Source organism: Pandoraea pneumonica (genome assembly GCF_049918595.1).
Lineage (GTDB): Bacteria > Pseudomonadota > Gammaproteobacteria > Burkholderiales > Burkholderiaceae > Pandoraea > Pandoraea pneumonica_A.
On record NZ_JBNCRZ010000002.1, the window covers coordinates 808666 to 832595 of the forward strand.

Annotated in this window: 19 protein-coding genes; 4 read left to right on the top strand and 15 right to left on the bottom strand. The window is 63.7% G+C overall.

Annotated elements, in window-relative coordinates; translation table 11 throughout:
* Nucleotides 1-81: 81 nt before the first annotated feature.
* Together ACPWR9_RS10170 and ACPWR9_RS10175 are read right to left on the bottom strand one after the other, a co-directional pair.
* Nucleotides 82-1086 carry an ABC transporter substrate-binding protein gene (locus tag ACPWR9_RS10170; RefSeq protein WP_426297070.1) on the bottom strand — a complete coding sequence of 335 codons (1005 nt, stop codon included), beginning with the start codon at nucleotides 1084-1086 and terminating at the stop codon, nucleotides 82-84.
* Between the two features lie 68 nt (nucleotides 1087-1154).
* Nucleotides 1155-2117 (bottom strand): LysR family transcriptional regulator, encoded by a 963-nt coding sequence (locus ACPWR9_RS10175; protein WP_426297069.1) that lies wholly within the window; start codon nucleotides 2115-2117, stop codon nucleotides 1155-1157.
* A gap of 438 nt (nucleotides 2118-2555) precedes the next feature.
* Here ACPWR9_RS10175 and ACPWR9_RS10180 point away from each other — a divergent pair, with 438 nt between their 5' ends.
* Nucleotides 2556-4034 (top strand): helix-turn-helix transcriptional regulator, encoded by a 1479-nt coding sequence (locus ACPWR9_RS10180; protein WP_426297068.1) that lies wholly within the window; start codon nucleotides 2556-2558, stop codon nucleotides 4032-4034.
* A gap of 73 nt (nucleotides 4035-4107) precedes the next feature.
* Here ACPWR9_RS10180 and hutG read toward each other — a convergent pair whose 3' ends face one another.
* The 11 genes from hutG to ACPWR9_RS10235 all read right to left on the bottom strand — a co-directional run bounded on the left by hutG (nucleotide 4108) and on the right by ACPWR9_RS10235 (nucleotide 17204).
* Nucleotides 4108-5079, bottom strand: coding sequence for a formimidoylglutamase (hutG, locus tag ACPWR9_RS10185; protein ID WP_426297067.1), 972 nt, complete (start codon nucleotides 5077-5079; stop codon nucleotides 4108-4110).
* Between the two features lie 23 nt (nucleotides 5080-5102).
* Entirely contained in the window at nucleotides 5103-6323 is a 1221-nt protein-coding gene (hutI, locus tag ACPWR9_RS10190; RefSeq protein WP_426297066.1) for an imidazolonepropionase, read from the bottom strand.
* The gene (locus ACPWR9_RS10195; RefSeq protein WP_426297065.1) at nucleotides 6320-7711 is read right to left on the bottom strand and encodes an amino acid permease; all 1392 of its coding nucleotides are present in this window, start codon (nucleotides 7709-7711) and stop codon (nucleotides 6320-6322) included. Before ACPWR9_RS10195 ends, hutI begins: the two co-directional genes overlap by 4 nt.
* 178 nt (nucleotides 7712-7889) lie before the next feature.
* Nucleotides 7890-9446 carry a histidine ammonia-lyase gene (gene hutH / locus ACPWR9_RS10200; protein WP_426297064.1) on the bottom strand — a complete coding sequence of 519 codons (1557 nt, stop codon included), beginning with the start codon at nucleotides 9444-9446 and terminating at the stop codon, nucleotides 7890-7892.
* Between the two features lie 8 nt (nucleotides 9447-9454).
* Nucleotides 9455-11134, bottom strand: coding sequence for a urocanate hydratase (hutU, locus tag ACPWR9_RS10205; RefSeq protein ID WP_426297063.1), 1680 nt, complete (start codon nucleotides 11132-11134; stop codon nucleotides 9455-9457).
* A gap of 203 nt (nucleotides 11135-11337) precedes the next feature.
* Nucleotides 11338-12537, bottom strand: coding sequence for a porin (locus ACPWR9_RS10210; protein WP_426297062.1), 1200 nt, complete (start codon nucleotides 12535-12537; stop codon nucleotides 11338-11340).
* A gap of 116 nt (nucleotides 12538-12653) precedes the next feature.
* On the bottom strand, nucleotides 12654-13226 hold the full coding sequence (locus ACPWR9_RS10215) for a TIGR00725 family protein (RefSeq protein WP_426297061.1): 573 nt from the start codon (nucleotides 13224-13226) through the stop codon (nucleotides 12654-12656).
* Nucleotides 13204-14088 carry an ABC transporter permease gene (locus ACPWR9_RS10220; protein WP_426297060.1) on the bottom strand — a complete coding sequence of 295 codons (885 nt, stop codon included), beginning with the start codon at nucleotides 14086-14088 and terminating at the stop codon, nucleotides 13204-13206. Before ACPWR9_RS10220 ends, ACPWR9_RS10215 begins: the two co-directional genes overlap by 23 nt.
* 11 nt (nucleotides 14089-14099) lie before the next feature.
* Nucleotides 14100-15218 (bottom strand): extracellular solute-binding protein, encoded by a 1119-nt coding sequence (locus tag ACPWR9_RS10225; RefSeq protein WP_426297059.1) that lies wholly within the window; start codon nucleotides 15216-15218, stop codon nucleotides 14100-14102.
* Between the two features lie 52 nt (nucleotides 15219-15270).
* Nucleotides 15271-16308, bottom strand: a complete 1038-nt coding sequence (locus tag ACPWR9_RS10230) for an ABC transporter ATP-binding protein (RefSeq protein ID WP_426297058.1) — start codon at nucleotides 16306-16308, stop codon at nucleotides 15271-15273.
* Nucleotides 16305-17204: an ABC transporter permease gene (locus ACPWR9_RS10235; protein WP_426297057.1), complete on the bottom strand. Its 900-nt coding sequence runs from the start codon at nucleotides 17202-17204 to the stop codon at nucleotides 16305-16307. The genes ACPWR9_RS10230 and ACPWR9_RS10235 overlap by 4 nt, the downstream gene beginning before the upstream one ends.
* 232 nt (nucleotides 17205-17436) lie before the next feature.
* Between ACPWR9_RS10235 and ACPWR9_RS10240 the strand changes: the two genes are divergently transcribed.
* The gene (locus tag ACPWR9_RS10240; RefSeq protein WP_426297056.1) at nucleotides 17437-18348 is read left to right on the top strand and encodes a LysR substrate-binding domain-containing protein; all 912 of its coding nucleotides are present in this window, start codon (nucleotides 17437-17439) and stop codon (nucleotides 18346-18348) included.
* Nucleotides 18349-18461: 113 nt separating this feature from the next.
* The gene (locus ACPWR9_RS10245) at nucleotides 18462-19442 is read left to right on the top strand and encodes an alginate lyase family protein (protein WP_426297055.1); all 981 of its coding nucleotides are present in this window, start codon (nucleotides 18462-18464) and stop codon (nucleotides 19440-19442) included.
* Between the two features lie 31 nt (nucleotides 19443-19473).
* Here the strand turns inward: ACPWR9_RS10245 and ACPWR9_RS10250 are convergent, their stop codons facing one another.
* Nucleotides 19474-20361: a LysR family transcriptional regulator gene (locus tag ACPWR9_RS10250; RefSeq protein WP_426297054.1), complete on the bottom strand. Its 888-nt coding sequence runs from the start codon at nucleotides 20359-20361 to the stop codon at nucleotides 19474-19476.
* Between the two features lie 129 nt (nucleotides 20362-20490).
* Between ACPWR9_RS10250 and ACPWR9_RS10255 the strand changes: the two genes are divergently transcribed.
* Nucleotides 20491-22794, top strand: a complete 2304-nt coding sequence (locus ACPWR9_RS10255; RefSeq protein WP_426297053.1) for an aconitate hydratase — start codon at nucleotides 20491-20493, stop codon at nucleotides 22792-22794.
* Nucleotides 22795-22892: 98 nt separating this feature from the next.
* On the opposite strand, the gene ACPWR9_RS10260 is transcribed toward ACPWR9_RS10255, so the two are convergent.
* Nucleotides 22893-23903, bottom strand: coding sequence for an ABC transporter substrate-binding protein (locus ACPWR9_RS10260; protein ID WP_426335079.1), 1011 nt, complete (start codon nucleotides 23901-23903; stop codon nucleotides 22893-22895).
* Nucleotides 23904-23930 lie beyond the last annotated feature (27 nt).

Genomic DNA, 23930 nt, shown 5'->3' on the forward strand with positions numbered 1-23930 from the left:
TCAGACTCCTCGATCTTGCGCCGGTCCCATGCACAACCTTGTGCAACCACGGACACCGGCGCGACGGCAATGCCGCAGGGCTTACAGATACGACGTGTTGATCCACTGGCGCACGGCCGGGGCCTTATCTATCTGCTTGTACGTCACGAGCATTTCGGCCAGACGCTGAAGGCCGTCGACATAGCTGCCCGGCGATTTGAGCAACTGCGTTTGCTGCGCAAGGCTGTACCACTCCGCACCCTTGATCGTCTCGATCTGATCGAGCGCCGACATGCCCGTCAGCCCGATCAGCGAACGGGCGGCTTCGTCAGGCTTGTCGCGCAACGTCTGGCAAGCGTCGAAATAAACCTTGAGGTACTTGCGCACCACATCGCCGTTCTTTTCGGCCCATGCATTGCGCACGATCAGCACGTCAGGCCCCGGCGTGACGTTGTAACGCTTGTAGAGCGAGAACTGCGTGTCGTCGGCCAACAGCTTCATGCCCGACATGGCGCGAATGCGATTGAACTGCGGTGTCCATGCGGCAGCGGCGTCGATCTGACCCGACTGGATGGCGCCGGGAATCTCCGGGGCGGGGACGTTGAGCACCGTCACGTCGTTCGACAAACCGGCGCTGCCCAGCAAGTCGAGTACCAGCAGATGGGCGCTCGAGGCGAACGTCACCCCCAACTTCTTGCCCTTGAGGTCTTGCAGCGAATTCACCCCCTCACGCACGAACAGCCCTTCGACGCGTCCGAAGCTCTCCGGCACGGCAACGATCGAGAAGTGCTTCGAACCACGCGCCATCAACGCCAGTGCCGAGACGATGCCGGTGCAAGCAATGTCGATGCCGCCCGAGAGCACGGCGCTCATGCGCGCGGACGACGTGCCGAACGATTGCCATTGCTGGTCGATGCCCGCCGCGGCAAACGCGCCCGACTTCATCGCGAGATACGCCGGGTAGTGCCCCAGCCATGCCGAGCCGCCGTACTGCACGGTGGCTGCGTCGGCAGCACGGCCAATGCCGGGCACGGTCAGACCGGCGGTGGCAGCCACGGCCGACATGGCGGCGCTGGTGTGAAGGAATTTGCGTCGTGACGGGTTCATGCGTGTCTCCTGTTGGATATGTGTTTTGTTGTGGTCGGTGTCGGGTGCTGGGTAGCGAGAAGCGCGATTCAGCACAAAGCAAGTCGCTCTCCCAGCCACGGCATGAGGCGCTGCAACTCCGGGAAGGCCTCCTGTGCCAAGGCGAGACGCCCCGCGAGAAAGCATTGCGAAGCCATCTCCGAGACTTCGCCCTCGCGAGAGACCTGATAAATCGTGCGTGACAGCGCCGGGCCGGGTAGCGGCAGGGCAGCCACTTGCGACAGCGATGCGCGGCCTTGCAACAAGCAGAGCGGCGTGGCGATGGTGAAACCCAGATCGGCGGCAACCATCGACATGACGACGTCGGAGGTGTCGATTTCCAGATGCATGCGCGGCGAATGGCCCGTGCGGCGCAGATGTCGTTCGATGACGGCGCCGAAGTGCGAGCGCCCTGAAAATCGGATGAGCGGCATCGTGCGAATCAGGTCGGTCAGATCGGCATGCGCGAGTTCGGCTTCGCGGGCCTTGGGCACCACGACGATGAACGGCTCGGTGAAAATCGGGCGGCGTACCAGCCGTTCCATGTCGTGCATGGGGTCGCTGGTGACAATCAGATCCAATTGACGCGCGAGCAACGCTTGCGCGTGTCCATTGGCAAGCCCCGACCAAAGCAGCAGTTCGCTCGTGCTGCCCGACATCTGCCGAACGATCGACGGGCCGACGGTGGCGGCAAACGAGTCGATCATCCCGACGCGCACGGCGGCGCGGCTCGCAACATCGGCGTCTTGCACCTGTGCAATCAGACGGTCCATGTCGTCGACGATCTGCCGGGCGTGACGCGAGAGTGCCAACCCAGCGGGCGTGAGCTTGAGCGGACGGCGCGAACGGTCGAGTACCCGCGTGCCGACGGTTTGCTCGATTTGCGCGATCGCTTGCGAGATGGCCGACTGCGTGACACCCAGCGTGTTGGCGGCGCCCGAGAGGCTGCCCGCCGACGCGACGGCCTCAAAAATTCGCAGCGATCTGACGTCGAGGTCTGCACGCTTTTTCATCGGACTGTCTCCGGTCGGGCGGTGCGTGCCGGTGGCGCGAAAAGGCGTTTTCCGGTGCGCAGCGATGCATCGATATAAGAATTTGTGTGGATTGTAGGGATTGAGGTGCTTAAAACGAAAACAAATTAAGCAAAACTAATACTTTGTATTAGGGCGTGAGAAACGGCGTAGGGGAAACTGCGGATCAAGACGGGGGGGCGTAGACCGATGCGGGAGAGGGAGCAAGCATGCGAATTTCTCTCGATTGTCGAGAGATGTGTGGCGAAACACCGACAGCGCGGCAGTCCCGTGCAATGGGAGCGTCAAGCCAGTGCTGGCTTGGCGGAGCCGATGAATCTGACGACGGCTGGGGTTGAAGCAATCTATTTTTTTCCGATTCACGCTCGTAGGAATAATTCGACCGGACTCACGCCGACTTCCTCTCGCCTCGCGAACTTCATGAACGCACGGATCTACTTCGCATTGATCGTCAGTGCGCGTACCCATCACACCCTGCCACGCTGTGCCGAGGCGCTACTCGCGGGCGACTGGCCGCGTGCCTACACGCTGGCTTGCGGTCCCGCCGACCAAAACGAAAAGCATTGGCAAGACACGCACGGCGCCAACCTCTGCGCGTTGGCCGACGTTCAGCTATTGCGTGAACTGGAAGAGGAGGCCGAGCAGAGTTATTCGCGCGCGCAACGCAGTTGCCGCTCAGGCGGCGACGCGCTGCGGTTAATGTCCGCCCGCAATGCGGGTTGGCAGGCCTTATTGCGCGAGCGGCTGGCGGTGGCGCGCAACTGCTTCGTCAACATTGTTCGCGACCGCGCAAGCGATGCCGCACAGGCGATTGAGGCACGGGTGGGATTGGCCATCGTCGATCATCGGCTGGGGCGCCCGCACGCGGCCATGCAAGTGCTCTTACAGATCGACCGCTCAGCGGCAGACGTGTTGCCGGTCTGGCATAGCATCGTCGCGTTATTGCTGTCGGACATTGCTCTCCATACCCAAATTCGTCGCTCGTCGGCGTTGTCCGATCACGTGTTCTGGCAATCCGCGTGGTTGGGCGCGGAATCTGCGCAAGGCATGCCGGGGCCCTCGGAGGCGACCGACGGTCTCGATGTGTTCGCCAATCGCGCCTCACCGGCGGACGAGACCCCGGTGGCCGATGGGCTGTTAGTGCGCCGATATCGGGCGTATATGCGGCATCTGGTGGAATTGTCGAAGGGCGCACGCGCCAACGCGGGTGCGCTGACCGATTTGTTCGACGCGTTGCGATCCTGCGCCAGCCCGCAGGTGTTGATGCATTTGCGGCTTAACGCCGTCCTCGCCGCGTTTGCTGGCGGACAAGGCGACCTCGCGGCGCGGCTGTTCGATGACATTGCCGCACGCGACGTGCACCACGCCGCGCGGCATTCCGATCTCGAATGGCTGTATGTCAGCGCGAAGCTGGCATTTCAGCGCGGACAGATGCAGCAGGGCTTAACGCTGTACACGCGCTATTCCTTGCAGGCGTTGTTCTGCCTGCGCTCGCAAATCGTGCCCACACGAAGTCTCGATCCGCAGACGGACGCCGCACAAATGGCACGCAGCGACGATATCGCCACGCGCCTGCCTGCCAAGTACCGCAAAGCCTATCGCTACATCATCGAGCACCTTGCGCGCAGTGAACTGACCACGCGCGAGGTCGCCGCACAAGTCAACGTGACCGAACGCGCGTTGCAAATGGTGTTTAAGCGCTCGCTGGGCATGTCGCCGGGCGCGTTGATCCGCAAACTCCGGCTGGAAGGTATTCGAAACGAGTTGATGGACGACGCTCGCGTGAGCGGGTCGGTGCTCGGCACCGCCAATCGCTGGGGGGTGACCAGCCGCTCGGCCTTGGTGAAGAGCTATCGCAAAGCGTTCGATGAATCGCCGTCCGAGACGATTAACGCGTGAGGCGGGGTGTTGGCGCGACCAGGTTTTGCGGGGCGCGCCGATGGCGATCGACGGCAGCCCCAGCAAGATTTCTTCAAAGCAAACGGTAAGCGAGCCGGGCGGCCACTCGCGCGCCCAAACCCTGCACGTCGAAGTGCGGGTTGTATTCCGCAAGGTCGGCCACGCGCAGTTTGCCGGAGCGGCGCACGTGCGTGGCGATGGCCTCGATCACCGTAATGGGCACCCCGTAAGCCGCGGGTGCCGACACGCCCGGCATGACCGGCGCGGGTAGCACATCCAGATCGATGGTGAGATAAACGTGCGCCACGTCCGCGATCAAGGCATCGATCTCTGCGAGACGGGCGTCGAGATGCCTGTCCTGCATTTCAGTGTCTTCGACGTACGTCACACCCAATTCGCGGGCGCGCTCGAAAAGCGATGCCGTGTTGCTCAACCGGCTGACACCGAGGCACGCGTAATCGAAGGGCAACCCCGCTTGCTCGTTCGCTTGCGCGATCTGATCGAACGGTGTCCCCGATGTGCCGGGGCGAGCCGTCCTCAGATCGAAGTGGGCGTCCAGGTTGAGAATCAGCACACGCTCGCGGTCGCCTTTGGCGTCGAGATGCGCACGCAGGCCTTGCCACGTCCCCCATGCAATCTCGTGACCGCCGCCGAGTATCACGGGGCATGCGCCAGCATCCAACTGAAGTCGCACCGCCGTGGCGAGCGCCGTTTGCGCGGCTTCAAGCGCATCGCCTTCGCAGACGACGTCGCCAGCGTCGTAGAGCGGGGCGATATCGTGAGCGGGCAAGTTCGCGAGCGCACGGCGAATGGCCTGCGGCCCTTCGGCCGCGCCCACGCGTCCCTGATTTCGTTTGACACCGGCGTCGCATGCGAAGCCGAGCAACACCGGCGCGCCAGAAGCCGCCGGGTGCGCCGGACCGTCGAGTACCTGCACGACGTTAAAAAGCCTGCGTGTGTCGCCGCGCTCGTTCGCATCGGTACGGCCTTGCCAGACGGTCGGTATCGCCATCTGCGCGTGAAGGGCGGTCGCTGAATTGGGCATGGGGAGGGGATGAAGTAACGAGGTTATGCAGCGTCTGACGCGTCGCGCCATTGCCCATGGCGAATGGTGCGGCAAGGCAATTCGCCACCGAGCCAGTACGCCAGTTCAGCAGGCCGTTCGATTTCCCATGCGACGAAATCGGCGATCTTGCCTGCTTCGATCGTGCCGTGGGTATCGAGCATGCCGAGGGCCTTGGCGGCATTGCGCGTCACACCGGCCAGTGCTTCTTCGGGCGTCAGGCCGAACAAGGTGCATGCCATGTTCATCATCAACCGCAACGATAGCGCAGGCGACGTGCCAGGGTTCAAGTCGGACGCCACGGCAATGTCGACCCCATAGCGGCGCAGCAGATCCACCGGCGGGCGGCGCGACTCTTGCAGCATGTGGAACGCACCCGGCAACAACACGGCGACCGTGCCAGCCCGGCCCATCGCCGCCGCGTCTTCTGCCGTCATATATTCCAGATGGTCCGCCGACAGCGCGCCCAGCTCTGCGGCCAGGCTTGCGCCACCCAGCGGCGACAGTTGCTCGGCGTGCAGCTTCACCGGCAGCTTCAACTTCTGCGCACGCAGCAGCACCCGCATGACTTGCGCGGGCGAGAAGGCAATCGTCTCGCAGAACGCATCGACCGCATCGACCAGTCGCTCGTCGGCGAGCGTGGGCAGAATCTCCGAGCAGACGTAGTTCACATATTCGTCGGCCTTGCCCGCGAACTCCGAGGGCACAGCATGCGCGGCCAGACACGTCGTCTTGACCGTCACCGGCAGCGCTTCACCAAGCCGCCGCGCCACGCGCAGCATCTTGCGCTCGCTGTTCAGATCGAGTCCGTAGCCGGATTTGATCTCGACAGTGGTCACGCCGTCGCGCATCAACGTGAGAAGCCGCTTGCGGGCCGACTCGAAGAGGGCATCTTCGGTGGCATCGCGCGTGTGCCGTACGGTGTATTTGATGCCGCCACCTGCCGCCGAGATTTCGGCGTAGCTCACGCCTTGCAGACGTTGCTCGAACTCAAGACTGCGGTTGCCGCCGAAGACCAGATGCGTGTGACAGTCGATCAGTCCGGGCGTGACCCACGCGCCCTGCAAATCGACGCATTCGTCGACTGCGATGGCAGGCCGTTCGCTGCGCGGCCCGACCCATTCGATGTGCTTGCCGAGCGTGACGATTTCGGCGTCTTCGATCGCGTGGTAGCGGCCGTCGCGCAGGGTGGCGACATGGCAGTGCTTCCAGTGGATACGTTTCATGAGAGGCTCGTTTGGCTTGCGTCGTCGCGCATTTCGCGCAACGCCTTGGGTTTGACGCCGAAACAGTAGGCCGCCGACATCAGCGCGATCCAGCCTGCGCCGACATACAGGGCAACGCGCGTGTCTTCCATGTAACCCAGCACGCCGATCACGAACAGCATGAACGCGATGGCGAGCGCCGGGCCGACCGGCCACAACGGCACTTTGAACTTGAGCGCTGCGACTTCGTCAGCCGACAAGCGGCGGCGCATGGCGACCTGCGAGAGCAGAATCATCAGCCACACCCAGACCGTGGCGAAGGTGGCGATCGATGCAATGATCAGGAACACGCCTTCGGGAATCAGATAGTTGAGGACCACGCCGCCGAGCAGGGCGGCTGTCATCACCAGCACCGTCACCCAAGGCACGCCATGACGCGACGTCGCGGAGAAGGCTGCCGGTGCCTGTCCGTGTTCCGCCATGCCGAACATCATCCGGCCCGCGCCGAAGATGTTGCTGTTAATGGCCGAGATCGCTGCCGAAATCACGATGACGTTGAGGATCGCCGCGGCCGACTTGATGCCCAGACCCGAGAAAATCTGCACGAACGGGCTGCCTTGGCTGCCGATGCCGGTCCACGGGAAGATGGCCATCAGCACGCACATCGTCAGCACGTAGAACAACAAGATGCGCAGCGGCACGGCGTTGATCGCACGCGGAATCACTTTCTCCGGGTTCTTCGCTTCGCCGCCGGTAATGCCGATGATTTCGATGCCGCCGTAAGCGAACATCACCACCGCGAGCGATGCCATCAAGCCACCCCAGCCATTGGGCAGGAACCCGCCATGCGACCAGAGGTTGCTCACCGCCGGGGCATGTTCGCTATGCAACTGCACGCCCGTGAAGAGGATCACGCCGCCGCCGACAATCATTGCCACGATGGCGACGATCTTCACGAGTGCCAGCCAGAACTCCATCTCGCCGTACACCTTCACGTTGCACAGATTCAGACCGGCAATGAGCATCACGATGCCCAGCACCCAGATCCACTGCGGCACGTCGGGAAACCAGAACCCCATGTAGATACCGAAGGCGGTCACGTCGGCGAGACAGACGATGACCATCTCGAGGATGTACGTCCAGCCAGTCAGAAAACCGGCGAGCGGGCCGAGGTTGTCGCGGGCGTAACGGCCGAACGAGCCCGACACCGGCTGGCGCACTACCATTTCGCCGAGCGCGCGCATGACCATATAGACGGCGGCGCCACCGATGATGTAGGCGAGGATGACGGCCGGACCGGCCAGTTGAATGGCCGACGCCGAGCCGTAGAAGAGACCGGTGCCAATGGCCGAGCCGAGCGCCAGAAAGCGGATGTGCCGCGCGCTCAGATTGCGTTGCAGGTTTTTCAAGCTGTCTCCTGAATGCGGAATATGCGTAACTCGATGCATCACTCGATGCATGAGCCAACGCGCAAATTGCGTCATGAAACGGCCTGCCCGAGCGGGCAGGCAGTATCACGATCAGCCGGGTTGCCGGTGCGCGAATCAGCGTTCGTTTCGCACCGGCACGGCACGAATCAAACGCGAATCAAACGCTCGGCAGGGTGCCAGACGGCACGAGGGCGCTCAGTTGGCGCTGCGCGATCAAGGCGCTGGCCCCTTCGATGTCCGGCGCGAAATAGCGGTCCTTATCGTAGAACGGGACGGCGCTGCGCAACAGGGCACGGGCGCGTTCCAACACCGGGGTGCTCTTCACGCCTTCGCGGAAGTCCAGGCCCTGACAGGCGCTGAGCCATTCGATCGCGACGATGCCTTTGACGTTATCGGCCATCTCCCAAAGCCGCTTACCGGCGTTGGGGGCCATCGAGACGTGATCTTCCTGATTTGCCGAGGTCGGGAGACTATCAACGCTGGCCGGATGTGCCAAGGCCTTGTTGTCGGAGGCGAGGGCGGCTGCCGTGACCTGCGCGATCATGAAGCCGGAGTTCACGCCGCCGTTGGCGACGAGAAAAGCGGGCAATTGTGACATATGTTTGTCCATCATCAGCGAAATGCGGCGTTCGCTCAGCGCGCCAATCTCGGCCAATGCCAAGGCCAGATTGTCGGCTGCCATCGCCACCGGTTCGGCGTGGAAGTTGCCGCCGGAGATGACGTCGCCCTGTTCCCAGAACACGAGCGGGTTGTCCGACACCGCGTTGGCTTCGACGCCCAGCACCTCGGCGGCCTGACGAATCTGCGTCAGGCAAGCGCCCATGACTTGCGGTTGGCAGCGCAGCGAGTACGGGTCTTGCACCTTCTCGCAGTTGGCGTGCGATTGGCCGACTTCGCTGGTCTCGCCGAGCAGGTGACGGTACGTTGCGGCGGCATCGATCTGACCGCGCTGGCCACGAGCGGCGTGAATGCGTGGGTCGAACGGTGCGCGCGAGCCGAGCATGGCTTCGACGGTCAGTGCGCCGCACACGCTGGCGGCGGCGTACAGGTCTTCGGCTTCGAACAGGCCGCGCAGGGCGTAAGCCGTCGAGACTTGCGTGCCGTTGAGCAGTGCCAGCCCTTCCTTGGCGGCGAGCGTGAGCGGTTCGAGCCCGGCCACGGCAAGCGCTTCGCGAGCGTCGAGCCACTGACCGCGATAGCGGGCGTGACCTTCACCCAGCAGCAACAGCGACATGTGCGCGAGCGGTGCCAGATCGCCCGACGCGCCGACCGATCCCTTCAGCGGGATGCGCGGATAAACCTCCGCGTTGACCAGCGTCACCAGCGCGTCGATCACCTTGCGGCGAATGCCCGACAGGCCGCGCGCCAGGCTGTTGATCTTGAGCACCATGATCAGGCGCACCAGTGCGTCGTCGATCGGTTGGCCCACACCGGCAGCGTGCGAGAGCACCAGCGAGCGTTGCAGGTTTTCCAGATCGTCGTGAGCGATACGCGTTGAAGCCAGCAGTCCGAAACCGGTGTTGATGCCGTATGCCGTGCGGCCTTCGGCGACGATCGCTTCGACGCAGGCGACGCTTTGATTGATGTCGGCATAGGCCGTCTCGTCGAGCTTGATCTGCGTCGGTTGTTCATAGACCGCGCGCAACTGGGCCAGCGTGAGCGTGCCGGGGGTGACGAACAGGGAATTCATGGGGGCGTTGTGTTGATTCGTCATGGTGAGATTCACTTCGAGGTGTTCAGCATCGGCAGGTTCAGGCCGTGTTCACGGGCGCAGTCGATGGCGATGTCGTAGCCGGCGTCGGCGTGGCGCATCACGCCGGTTGCCGGATCGTTGTTCAGGACGCGGGCGATACGGGCAGCGGCAGCATCCGTGCCGTCGCAGACGATCACCACGCCCGAGTGTTGTGAGAAGCCCATGCCGACACCACCGCCGTGGTGCAGCGACACCCACGTCGCGCCGCTGGCGGTATTGAGCAGGGCGTTGAGCAGCGGCCAGTCGGAGACGGCGTCCGAGCCGTCGCGCATTGCTTCGGTTTCACGGTTGGGGCTGGCGACCGAGCCGGAGTCGAGGTGATCGCGGCCGATGACGACCGGCGCCGAGAGCTCGCCCGAGCGCACCATTTCGTTGAACGCCAGGCCGAGCTTGGCGCGCAGGCCGAGGCCCACCCAGCAGATACGGGCGGGCAGCCCCTGGAAGCTGATGCGTTCGCGGGCCATGTCGAGCCAGCGGTGCAGGTGCGCGTCGTCGGGGATCAGTTGCTTAACCTTCGCGTCGGTCTTGTAGATATCTTCCGGGTCGCCGGAGAGCGCTGCCCAGCGGAACGGGCCCACGCCACGGCAGAAGAGCGGGCGGATATAGGCGGGCACGAAGCCGGGGAAGTCGAACGCGTTCTCCACGCCTTCTTCCATGGCCATCTGGCGGATGTTGTTGCCGTAGTCAAACGTCGGCACGCCCATCGCCTTGAAGTCCAGCATGGCCTTGACGTGGACGGCCATCGATTGCTTGGCGGCCTTGACGACTTCGGCGGGCTTGCTGCGGGCGCGCTCGCGGTATTCATCCCAGGTCCAACCGATAGGCAGATAACCGTTGAGCGGATCGTGCGCGCTCGTTTGATCAGTGACCATGTCCGGGCGCACGCCGCGACGCACCAGTTCCGGCAGAATTTCGGCCGCGTTGCCGCACAGGGCGATGGACACGGCCTGACCCGCCGCCGTGTACTTCGCGATACGGGCCAACGCATCGTCGAGATCGGTCGCTTGCTCGTCGACATAGCGCGTACGCAGGCGGAAGTCGATGCTGGTTTGCTGACATTCGATGTTCAGCGAGCAGGCACCGGCGAGCGTGGCGGCCAGCGGCTGTGCGCCGCCCATGCCACCGAGCCCGGCGGTGAGTACCCAACGACCGGCGAGCTTGCCGCCGTAGTGCTGGCGGCCGGCTTCCACGAACGTTTCGTAGGTGCCTTGCACGATGCCTTGGCTGCCGATGTAGATCCACGAGCCAGCGGTCATCTGGCCGTACATGGCGAGACCCTTGGCGTCGAGTTCGTTGAAGTGTTCCCACGTGGCCCAGTGCGGCACGAGGTTGGAGTTGGCGATCAGCACGCGCGGCGCATCGGCGTGAGTCTTGAACACGCCGACGGGCTTGCCGGATTGCACCAGCAGCGTTTCGTCGTCGGCGAGGGTCTTGAGCGTTTCGACGATCTTGTCGAAGCATTCCCAGTTGCGCGCGGCGCGGCCGATGCCACCGTAGACTACGAGCGCGTTGGGGTTCTCGGCCACGTCCGGGTCGAGGTTGTTCATGAGCATGCGCAGCGGCGCTTCGGTCAACCAGCTGCGGGCATTGAGTTGGGTGCCGCGCGGCGCGCGGATCGTCACATCGCGGTATCGGGTGGGGTGGCTCACAGCATTCCTTTCTTTCAGACCAAGTAATGGGCTGTACAGTATTGTATAGACAGGTAAAGCTGTATTAGGGTTTGTACGAATCTGCGCGCATGGGCGGCGTGAGAGGGTCGGCGGGAAGGTCAAACGAAAAAAAGCACGCCATCGCACGAAACAACGTTGTGCGGGGGCGTGCCAAGGGTGACCGAGGGGGGACTACCGAACTGTTAGAACGTCTGGCGGATACCCATGCGCACGAGCGTCTGCGTCGAGGTGGCCGACGAGATACCGTTACCCACGTCGCCGACTGAGGCCGTCGCGGACACCACATTGCCGAAGGTGTCGAGCGTATTGCCCGATGCCTTTTGGTAACCCACGAGCGCGTACAGCGACGTGCGCTTCGACAGCGCGTAGTACGTGGCCAGGTTGATCTGGTGGTACTTCGGACCGCTGGCACCCTTCACGTCGCTGCCTTGCGTGAAGTTGTAAGCCGCCGCCAGACGCACCGCCGGTGTCCACTGATAGGCCGCGGTGGCGCCGATCGAGTTGAACGTCATGGCGCTGGCGAACGTCGAGAACGAGCCCGGCGTGTAGTGCACGTTGCCGTACGACAAGCCGACCTGCGTGTTGCCAAACGTGTACGTACCGGCGGCGGCGAGAATGCGCTGGCTAGCGGCCGAGGCGAAGCCCTCGTTGATCGACGACGCGAACGTGCCGTCATAGGCACCGTTCCATGCGCCGCCCGTGTTGCCGTAAGCGTTGGTGGCTTGCAAGTAAGCCACACCGAGCGCGAGCGGGCCGCTGGCGTACTGACCGCCAAGCCCCCAAGCGTTCTGGTTTTTCACGCTACCCGGCTGGCCGCCGAAGCCGTAAATCGCGCCGAACTGGAAGCCGCCATATACCGGGCTGGCCCACTTCACCGAGTTGTTCACACGGGCCTGGTTATCGATGTTGTCGATATCGCCCGGGTGTGCGCCCATGCCAGTGACGAACGTGCCCGCGCTGATCGCGCCGACGTAGTCGACGATCGGATCGTACTGACGTCCGAAGGTGATCTTGCCAAGCGTGGCGCTTTGCAGACCGAGCCACGACTGACGGCCGAACTGGCGGTTGCCTTGACCCGACTGGCCGTTGCCGATGTTGAACCCGTTCTCGAGCTGGAAGATGGCCGAGTTGCCGCCGCCCAGATCTTCCACGCCTTTCAGGCCCCAGCGATCGCCCGACCACGTGCCACTGGCGAAGCCCCAGTTCGAGGCGTTGCTGTAGACAATCGGGTTGCCCACGCTGCCTTTGGTCGTGGCGGTGCGCTGACCGCTGGTGTAACCCACGCCAGCGTCGACGATGCCGTACAGGGTCACGTTGCTTTGTGCGTGTGCCGCGATGGCGAAGCCGCCGAGCCCAAGCGCCGCGAGAAAAATACGCTTCATAATATTAGTAATCCTAAATATATGTGACAGGAACGTCACGAGAACTCGCCTGCGATCCCCGCCATTCCCTGTGTGGGACGGGAGCTTGTCGAGCAGCGGGGTGCCGCTGGCGTGGCTTACCGGGGGGCGTCACCTCCGGGAAGTCCGGTGACGCTCAGCCAGGTCGCGACAGCCACGACCAGCGCGTCGATATCGTCGAAGTTCTCGGCGCCCGGCACGGCCGGTGCATCGAGTACGGTGAACACGGGCTTGCGCCATTGCAAACCAAGCGCGATTTCCGAGAGCGTGCCCAGTCCGCCGCCGATGGCGACCAGACACACCGAAGCGCGTGCGATCAACGCGTTGCGCGTAATGCCCAGACCGGTGGGCAGCGCCACGCTCAGGTGAGGGTTGGCGTCGTTGGCGTGGTCCTCCGGCAGCAAGCCGATCACGATGCCGCCTGCTGCGGCGGCACCGGCGGACGCCGCTTCCATGACGCCGCCCTTGCCACCGCACACGAGCGCGACACCGGCGGCAGCGAGCGCTTCGCCGACGCAGTGCGCGGCTTCGAGCTGCGCTGGCGAGGCATCACGCGGGCCGATCAGCCCGACCGGCGTCACGTGCCGGTGGGTGCTTTCCTGACGCGCGGCCAGTTGGTCGAGGGCGTGGCGGGCCGCAGCCGACCACTCATTGAGGATGACGCCGTACAAGACACTCTCCAAGCGCGAGCACACCGCTGCATACCGCCATCAATACGAGCGACAGCGCGGCGGCTTGTGGGAAATCCGTTTGCCCGTCCGACATCTTGAGGAACATGAGCAACGGCAGGATGTTGATTTGGGTACCGGCCAGCGCAAGCGCCGTGCCGTAGGTCCCCATGGCAATGGCGGTGACGAGGCACCACGCGGCGGCGAAGGTCGGCCAGAGTTCGCGCAGCGCCACGTCGACGAGCGCGCGCAACGGGTGTGCCCCCAGCGTGAGCGCGGCTTCGAGCGGACGACGATCGAGGTTGGCGATGGATGGGTAGACCATCAGGGCGACGCGCGGAATCAAGTAGTACGCGTAGGCAGCGATGAGGCCCGGTGCCGTGTAAATCAGCGCACCGACGCGTGCCGGGTCAGCCCCCAGCGACGCCAGCCCGAGTGTGACGAACCCTGCACGGCCGAACGCGAGAATGAAGCCGTAAGCGATCACGAGTCCCGAGAACGCGAGCGGCACGCCCATCGCTGCCAGCCAGAAGCGACGCCGCCGAGGCGTCTGCCGTGCGAGGGTAACGGCAAGCAACGCGCCGACGATCAGCGAGACGGTGCCCGCCCCGATGGCGAGCGCCAGCGAATTCACCAAGGCGTCGCGCACCAGCGGATCGATAGCGATGGCGAGAAACGCTTCGCCATGTCCGTCGAACGCGGCGACGACCAGCGCGCCGAGCGGCAACCCGAAACCCAGTGCGAGCAACACGGCGGCCGGTAAGCCGCCGAAGCGGCGAACCCAGCCACGCGGCGCAAGCGACCCGCGCGGGGTTTGTCCAGAAGCCTCGATGGCGGGGACCGGGTTGGCGCGATTGGGCGTCATGTCGTGCGCTCTCACTTGGCGAGTGCGGCGGCAGCCCACAGCCGGTCGACTTCGGCCTTCTGCGCAGCGGCACGCGCGACATCGAGCGGATGCACTTGCGGCGCGTCCGGCATGCGGGCGCGCATTTCAGGCGAGAGCGGCACGCCGGGCACGGCCGGGCGCACGTAGCCCTGCGCGAAGAGCGCCTGACCGACCGGGCTCATGATGAGGTTCAGCCACAGCTTGGCGGCGTCCGGGTTCGGGCCGTTCTTCACGAGGCTGATGGCGTAGGGGGCCGAAACGGTGGCTTCCTTCGGAATGACCACTTGGGCAGCGTCGCCCATGCCGTCGGTGTACTTCGCCTTCAGGCCGTCGTTCTCGTAGCCGATCAGAATCGGAATCTCGCCCTTCACGAACTTGGCATAGGGCGTGGTGCCTTCCACGCGCATCACGTTGCCCGCTTCGCGCAACTTGCCGAAGAAATCGGCACCGGGCTTCGGGTTGTCGACGTTGCCGCCGTAGGCATACGCCGCAGCAAATACGGCGACCTGACCCTGACCCGTCGAGCGCGGGTCGAGATAGACCACGGCGTTCTTGTACTCCGGCTTGAGCAGGTCCGCCCACGACTGCGGCACGTTTTTCACGAGTTTCGTGTTCACGAGAAACGCGATGTTGAGCGAGTGGATCGTGAACCAGCGGCCATCGTTATCGCGAAACACCTTGGGCAGCGTGTCGAAGTTGATGGGCTTGAACGGCGCCACCACGTCTTTCTGCACCGCATCGAGCGCCGAGCCAGCGAAGTAGTAAGCAGTATCGGCTTGCGGACGGCGGCGCGACTTGTCGAGCGCAACGACAGTGGCCGCCGAGCCGATATCGTTGTACGTAATCTCGACCTTCGGATAGCGCTTACGGAATTCGGCGAACAGCGCCTTCCAGTTGGCCCACTCGGGGCCGGTATCGAACGACACCACGAGGCCTTCTTCCGCAGCCTTGGCGTACAGCTCGGCTTCACCGGGATAAAGCGGCGGACTCGCTTGCGTTTGCGCGTGTACCGCAGCACTGGTGCCAGCGAGCAGCGCGAACGAGACGGCGAGCGTAGAGAGCGCCGGCAAAACGGCACGAGACAGCAGCGAAGGGGTAAAGCGAGTCATCGACATAGCTCCATCGGGGGCATGGGGTAGGGGATCGGGAAATTCGGTTCGCTCATTTCGTAGACGGCGGCAGCACGCGCAGATGCGCGGGGTCCAGCGCCACGGCGTGCGTGGCCGGACGCCGGTGTTCACCCAGTAGCGGCGACGTGGCACCGTCGGGCAGGAAGTCGTAGCGGCACGTCGCACCGAAGAAACGCACGGCACCGGCGCGCCCGGGCAGGCGATTGATCGCATGCGGCGGCGGATCGGTGTCGACATGCTCGGGGCGTACGAGCAGGTTCACGGCGTCGCCGCTGCGCCATGCGCCCGTGTCGGCGAGCAACTCCGCGAAGCCGACATCGACCGCGCCGGGGCGCGTGACGCGGGCGGGCAACACCGTCGACAAGCCGGTGAAGCTGGCCACCGTGGCACAGGCAGGCGCGTCATACAGGCGTTGCGGCGTATCGATTTGCAGGAGGCGTCCGCTATCGATCACGGCCACACGATCGGCCAAGCTGAGCGCTTCGTCGCGATCGTGCGTCACGATGAGCGTGGTCGCGCCGCTGGCCTGTTGCAACGCGCGAATCTCATCGCGTAGTTGCTGACGAATACCGGCGTCGAGGGCGGCAAGCGGCTCATCGAGCAGCAGCACGCGGGGCGATACGGCGAGCGCACGCGCCAGCGCAACCCGCTGCTGCTGACCGCCAGAGAGCGATGCAGGACGCCGCCCCGCGCAATCGGCCAGTCCCACGCGGGCGAGCATGTCGAGTGCCGTTCGCTGACGCTCAGCGGCGCTGACGCGGCGCATGCGCAAGCCATAGGCCACGTTGTCGAGCACGCAGAGGTGCGGGAACAACGCGTATTGCTGAAACACCATGCCGACCTGTCGCCGCCAGACGGGCACACCGGCCACGTCTTCACCGCCGATAGCGATGCGTCCGCGATAGCCGTCGAGCAGACCGGCGACCAGCCGAAGCACGGTCGACTTACCGGAGCCGCTGCGGCCCATCACGGCGAGCAACTCGCCCTGACGCACTTGAAGACTGACGTCGTCGAGCCCTTGCGGTGCCCCGTGATAACGGAAGCTGACGTTTTCGAGCGTAAGACTCATGAACTGACCTTCTGACGAGACGCCGCAACGATCGACACGCCTGTCGCGACCAACGCGAGTACGAGCAGCACGACCGTCGCGGCGCACGCAAACCCGGTGGCGCCATAGAACGCTTGAAGCAACACGACCGGATAGTTGCGATAGCGGAAACCCGCGATGAGATTGGAAATCTGGAATTCGCCTATCGACAGCGCGGCCACCATCACCAGTCCTGCGACGAGGCTGTGCGTGAGGTTGGGCACGGCAACCGTCAGGAACTGCTTGAGCGGCGAAGCGCCGAGCGTCGCGGCACAGTCTTCAAGGCGTGCGATGTCGAGATGCCGCAGATCGGCGAGCAGCGTTTGCGTGAGATACGGCAGTGTGAGTACCGTGTGCGCCAGCACCAGCAGCCAGAGAGAACCGAGCCACGGCAGCGTATCGCCGCTAAAGACGGCGATGTAACCGAAGCCGAGTGTGAGCGCCGGTACGGCCACGGGCAGCAACGTGACGAGACGGGCAATCGCACCTCGCCCGGTGCGCGAACCGTGATGCAGCGCGTAGGCGAGCGGCAGGCCCACGAAAGCCGTCATCACGCAGCAGCTCAGTGCCACGATGAGGCTCGTGGAGAAGGCGCGCCGAAACGACGGATCGCCTGCCAGTTCCGCAAACCAATGCAAGGTGAAGCCCGTCGGCAACACGGTGTTCGTCCACGCTTGCCCGAATGCGCCCACGAGCAGCAGGAGTACCGGCAGGCACAGATAGATGAGAAAGAGGGCAGCGGCCGCGCGCACGATCCACAGCAGGACGCCGGTGCGTGCGCGTTGCGGCGCACCTCCCGCCTGACCTGCATCGGCAGGGGCGGGGCTGTGCCGAGATGGCACAGCTGGGGCGAAGCGCTCGGTGTGAACGTCGGACATCGGGTGAACCTGATCAGCAGACAATGACAAAGGGCGGATTGCGTGGCTGAAGCCTTGATTTCCCTGACAAGAAACGGCGGGCCGCAGGTTTTGCATTGGGCGCCAGTGTCACGTTGCGGCGTGTCATCGTCATGAAGAAAACACACAAATCGGGCATTGTGCTGTGCGAAAACAGAACAATCGAAAGCCAGCGGCCCCAGCCTGTCATTGCCCGCAAACCCCCGTCGCTCCTATGCCTGCGCTACGTCATTGCTACCCGAATACTGCCGAGCTGCTTGCCTTTATCAGCGCCGCAAGGCACTTGAATTTTTCTCGTGCTGCCCGTGAATTGGGTCTCACGCCGAGCGCTGTGAGCCGCCAGATTGCGGCGCTCGAGGCGTTGGTCGCCACACCGCTCTTCGTTCGCGAGGGCAGAAATCTGACACTGACCGATGCGGGGCGCCGCTATCATGAGCGCGTGGCCGAACCGCTGCGCGAAATCGGCAACGCCTCGCTGGAGTTGATGACTTCGCGGGGCGAGAGCGACCTGCTGACCATTGCGAGCGTGCCGACGTTTACGACGAAGTGGTTGATTCCGAGGCTGCCCGGTTTTTTGGCGCAAACGCCGGGGGTGACGCTTAGCTTTAGCCGCCACCTCTCGCATGGCGACGCGTTTCCTTTCTCGCTGGATGCGGCCATCCGCTACGGCGACGGCGAATGGGAGGGCGTGGTGAGCGAGTATCTCGATGGCCGCCGCTTCGTACCCGTGTGTGCACCGTCGTTGCTCGAGCGCCATACGCTGGTCGATGTAAGCGATATCGCGCGTGCGCCGCGTCTGGTGCACAGTCAGGCCGAGGATGTTTGGGGAACGTGGGCGAGGCGTTACGACGTGGCCGACCAGGCACAGCGTACCGGGCCGCGATTCGAGCAATATTCGGTGCTGTTACAGGCGGCGGAGGCGGGCATGGGCGTTGGCCTGGTGCCCGCGTTTCTCGCGTGCGACGCACTGACGGCAGGGCGACTGGTCGAGCCGGCGGACGCCAGCGTCGACGTGCCGCACCACGGTCACTATCTGTGTTATCCGCGAGAGCGGTTGCAACAACGCACCGCTTTGCAGCACTTCCGTGCGTGGATGCTGGCGCAGGCGGGACAATTGCCGGTGTGAAGGGCTGAGGGTCGGGCGTTAAGGATGGAAGGTTAAGGGTTAAGAGACGTATGTCACATCAACGCATCAGTCGACGAAGCCTGCGCATGACGGCGATCGCAGGCGCATTCACCATGACATTTCAACTCACGGCCGCCGCAGCGCCGCACGAGTGCCCCGCGCCGCCGCCGGGCAACCCCGACATTCGCGCGCTTGGGTACTACTCGGACTCGGCCAAATCGACCATCGACCCGCAATTGCAGGCGCAGAACGCAGCAGCGGTGAAGCCGCTGAACGATTTCACCGCACAAATTGCCAAGATGACCGACGCGTATGCTCACGCGGCAGGCAAAGAGGGTGAGGCCGAAGGACGTTGCGCACTTTCATGGCTGGAGGCGTGGGCCAATAGTGGCGCGATGCTTGGTCAGATGATTCACGTGAATAACGATCAGTCCGATTACATGCGCCAATGGACGCATGGGGCCGCCGCCATCGCCTATCTGCGAACACAGTCATTGGCTACGCCGCAGCAGCGACAGGCGATCGAGGCGTGGCTGCGGCAACTGTCGAGCGCGAATCTCGCCTATTGGGGCAACCCAAAGCACAAGCGGAATAACCACTACTACTGGACCGGCGTCGGGATGATGGCGACGGCGGTTGCCACGCATGACGACGCCTTACTGTCGACGGCGCACGGCATTTACCGCACCGGTATCGATGCGATTCAACCTGATGGCAGCTTGCCGATGGAGATGGCCCGCAAACGGCGCGCGCTGCATTATCACGACTACGCCACGGCGCCGCTGGTGCTGATGGCGGAACTCGCACGGCTGCACGGCGAAGACTGGTACGCGTATCGTCAAGGCGCCATCGAGCGGCTTACCGCACGGGTGGCCGACGGCTACCGGGATCCTGCGTGGTTCAATGCGCAGGCGGGTGTGACGCAAGAGACTGCGCAACCACGCGGGTCGAGTGGCTGGGTGGAGTTTTACCGGCTGCGGTCGCCACACCCCGAGCGGTACGACGGCATGCATGCCTTCGCGCCGTTCAAAGATCCGCGCATGGGCGGCAACCTGACATGGATGGCGCAACACGGCATCGTGCCGACTCACTGACCTGCGTTGATATCGATCCGCCTTCCGCCCCTTAACTGCGCGTCGTGCTGGCGACGATCAAATCGTAGAGCGCCTGCGCCGCGGGAGAGAGCTGCGCACCGCGGCGCGTTACCAGCACCAGCGTGCGCGCAATCACCGGCTCGATCAGATCGACGACGCGAATGTGCGGGTAAGCGCCTTTCTGAATCGCCAGGCGCGGCACAACGGCCGCCGCCACACCTTCCGCCACCATCCCCACCGCGGTGGAACTGCGCTGCACTTCGAAGTGCGGTTGCAGATTCACGTCTGCCAATGCGCCGTCTAGCAATGACCGATTGGCGCTGACCTGTCCGGCAAAAATCAACGGATACGGCGAGAGATTTCGCCACGGCACGCGGCGGCGGCGCGCCAGCGGATGTGTCTCGTGGCAGATCAGCACGAATTGATCTTGCGCCACAGGCAATCCCACCAGATCGCCATGACCCGGCCCGGCGATATGAATGCCGAACTCGGCTTCGCGTCGCAGCACTGCATCGGTGACAGCCACCGACGAGTGGTCGAGTACGCGTACTCGGTTGTGCGGGAAACGCTGCGCATAGGTTTGCAAAATGCTCGGCAAAAACTGCACGCCCGCCGTTGGCACACACGCGATGGAGACGTCGCCGCGTGCGGCCTGACCACTTTCTTTGATCTCGGTGAGCGCGTCGGACAGTTCATCGAGCAAGCGCCGCGCCTGCGGCAGAAAGTCTCGCCCAATTTGCGTGAGCGACACCGAGCGCGTCGTGCGCTCGAAGAGCACGACGCCCAAATAGTCTTCCAGTTTTCGCAGCCGCTGCGTGATCGCGGTCTGCGTGACCGACAGTGCATCGGCAGCACTCTGAAAGCCACCGCGATCGGCAATGGCAACAAACGCTTGCACACCAAGGATGTCGATTTTCATAAGAAAAATTGAGTAATCGGACAGATAAATTCATTTTACCGGAGAGAAAGACGGTTTCAGAATCCGTCCTGCGATCGCACCCATCCACCCCACAAATGCATTGAAAAGAGTTTAGAAAAGGAGTGATCGATGTCCCAATTCATCTCTGCGCAGGCGCTCACGCGTCTGTATGCGGCCATGGACGACAAGCTTGCCATCGTCCGTCAGCGGCTTGGCCATCCGCTCACGCTGGCCGAAAAAGTACTGCTCGGCCATCTCGCCGACCCTGAAAATCAAGCCTTGGTCCCGGGGCAAAGCTATCTCGCGCTCATGGTCGATCGCGTCGTGTTTCAAGATGTGCTCGGTCAAACCGGCATGCTCCAGTTCATGCAAACGGGCCGTGATCGTGTTGCCGTTCCCGCGAGCATCCACTGCGACCATCTGATTCAAGCCCGCGTCGAAGGCCGCGCCGATTTACGTGCATCCATCGACGAGAACCGCGAGGTCTATGCCTTCCTGCGCAGCGCAGCCGCCCGTTATGGGCTGGGGTTCTGGGAGCCGGGCGCAGGCATCATCCATCAGGTGGTGCTGGAGAACTACGCGTTTCCCGGCGCGCTCATCATTGGCACGGATTCGCACACGCCTAACGGTGGCGGGCTTGGCGCTTGTGCTGTCGGCGTGGGTGGTGCCGACGCCGTAGAGGCACTTGCTGGGTTGCCATGGGAAGTGCTGTACCCCAAGCGCATTGCGGTATACCTCACGGGGGCGTTGAGCGGCTGGACGGCACCGAAAGACGTGATTCTGCGTGTCGCAGGCGAGCTGACCGTTTCGGGCGGCACGAATGCCATCGTCGAATACATCGGCCCCGGGGCGCGCACGATCAGCGCGACGGGCAAGGCGACCATCACCAACATGGGCGCAGAACTCGGCGCCACCACGTCGATGTTCCCGGCCGACGAACGCATGCTCACGTACCTGCGTGCCAGCGGGCGAGCCGATCTCGTACCGGTGATCGAGGCCAATCTGTCGTTGCTGGCGCCCGACCCGCAAGTCGAAGCGAATCCGGAAAACTTCTACGACCGCGTCGTTCGTATCGATTTGTCGACGCTGGAGCCGCATGTCGTCGGCCCGCATTCGCCGGACCGCGCGCGCACCGTGTCGCAACTGGCGGCACAGATGAAGCACGCGCAGCCGGGCGAGGGGCTGGCCGCGCATGACGTGGAAGCCGACCACTTGTCGGCGGCGCTGATCGGCAGTTGCACCAACTCCTCGTATGAAGACATGAGCCGTGCTGCTGATGTGGCGAAGCAGGCGCACGCGCATGGCGTCAAGGCGGCCGTAGCGTTCATGGTGACGCCGGGGTCGGAGCAGGTCAGAGCCACGATTGCCCGCGACGGACAACTCGACGCCCTCGCGGCCATGGGCGGCACCGTGCTCGCGAATGCTTGCGGTCCGTGTATCGGGCAGTGGCGGCGCGAGTCGGCAGCCGTTGCGTCGCCGAACACGATCGTGACTTCATACAACCGCAATTTCCCGCGCCGTAACGACGGATCACCCAACACGGTCAACCTGATCGCGAGCCCGGAAATCGTGACGGCATGGGCGTTGGCAGGGCGCCTCTCGTTCGATCCGCAACACGACACGCTCACGGGCGCCGATGGCAAACCATTCCGCCTGACGCCACCCGCAGTCGCGCCGGAAGTCCCGCCGGAAGGTTTCACCCGAGGGGCAACGCATTACATCGCACCGCCCGAGGACGGAACGTCGGTCGAGGTAAGCGTCGATCCAAATAGCGAGCGCATTCAGGTGTTGAAGCCGTGGCCAGCATGGAACGGCAGCGATCCGAAGGGCATGCCCGTGCTGATCAAGACACGTGGCAAGACAACGACGGATCACATCTCCCCGGCAGGGCCGTGGCTAAAGCTGCGGGGTCACCTGGAACGTTTCAGCGACAACTTGCTCTCGGGGGGGACCAATGCTTACACCGGTGCGACAGGGCGTACCGTCGAGCTGTTGAGCGGTGCGCAGGACGTCACACCCGCGGAAGCTGCGCGGGCCTATCGGGCGGCCGGGGTGCCGTGGGTCATCGTGGGCGACTTCAATTACGGTGAAGGCAGCAGTCGCGAACACGCGGCACTCTCGCCGCGCCTGCTCGGCGGTATGGCAGTCATCGCTCGCAGCTTCGCGCGTATTCACGAGACGAATCTGAAGAAGCAAGGGTTGCTGGCGTTGACCTTCGCCGACCCAGACGACTACGAACGCGTGCGGGCCGACGATCGTATCGACTTGCTCGGGTTAGCCGACTTGGCGCCGGGGCGAGACGTCGAGTGCGTGTTGCATCACGCGGATGGCACCCATGAATCCGTGTCGTTGAAGCATAGCTACAGCGACGTGCAGCTTCAGTGGTTCAACGCGGGGTCGGCCCTGAACGTCGTGCCGAAGTCGGGCAAGTAATACGACAAATACGTCGACAACAATGCGGGGCATGCAGGCACCACTTGGGTATTGCATGCCCCGTAGGCGTTTGACGCACTAGGTGGATGTCATCCGTTTCAGCGTGCGGCCGTTTGACGGGAAGGTTGCCCCTGCGCTTGCAGCACCGGGGTGAACGACGTGTCGATCACCTTGCTGACATCGAACCGGTTCGGCAACGCGCCTGTTTGCGTCAGAAAGTCGCTGGTGCCCTGATAGTCGGCAACGGCTTGTTTGTCGATGGCTTCCACCGTCATGCCCGCTTGTCCGATCCAGTGACGGGCCACGTCGCGATCCAGTCCGGCTTTCTTCGCCCATTGATCGGCATAGGCCTCCTTGTGCGTCTCGACCCACGCCCGCGCTTTCTGCAAGCGCACGAGAAAGTCGGCAATCGCCGCACGCTTTTCAGTGACCGACGGCGCATACGCGGCCACGCTGCTCAAGCCGGGCATCAGGTTGCGCGCGGTGAGCACGGGCCGTGCGCCGTTATGCACCACCTGCTGCGAGATGTACGGCTCCCACACGGGGAAGGCGTCGATGGCGCCGTTGGGCAACGCGACGGCGGCATCCACCGGCATCAGCTTCACGAACTGCACGTAGTCCGTCGGCAAACCGGCCTTTTCGAGCGCACGCAGGGTCAGTTGCTGGCTCCACGCACCGGGCCAATAGGCAACCTTCTTGCCCTTGAGATCCTGAATCGTTTTGACCGGGGAATCCTTCGGCACGAGCAGTGCGATGGTGTCGGGGTTCTGCCGCGACACGGCGATCAGTTTGACCGGTGCGCCTTTGGCGGCAAGAAAGAGGAAACCGGAATCACCGAGAAACCCGAGGTCAAGGGCCCCGGCGTTGAGCCCTTCGGCAACGGGGGCGGCCGATTGGAAGTGTTTCCACTCCACCTGGTAGTTAGCGCCGTCCAGCGCACCAGACGCCTCGATGGAGGCGCGTACGTTGTAGTAGTTCTGGTCGCCGATACGCAATGTGACCGGTTGCGCCGTCTGTGCCACGGCGGCAGACGTGTGCACAGCGGCGAGCGCGACGAGCGAGAGCGCGGGCAGGGTAAAGCGGGCGCGGCGAATCCAACGCAACAGCATCATGACACCTTTGTAAAACGTGATTGA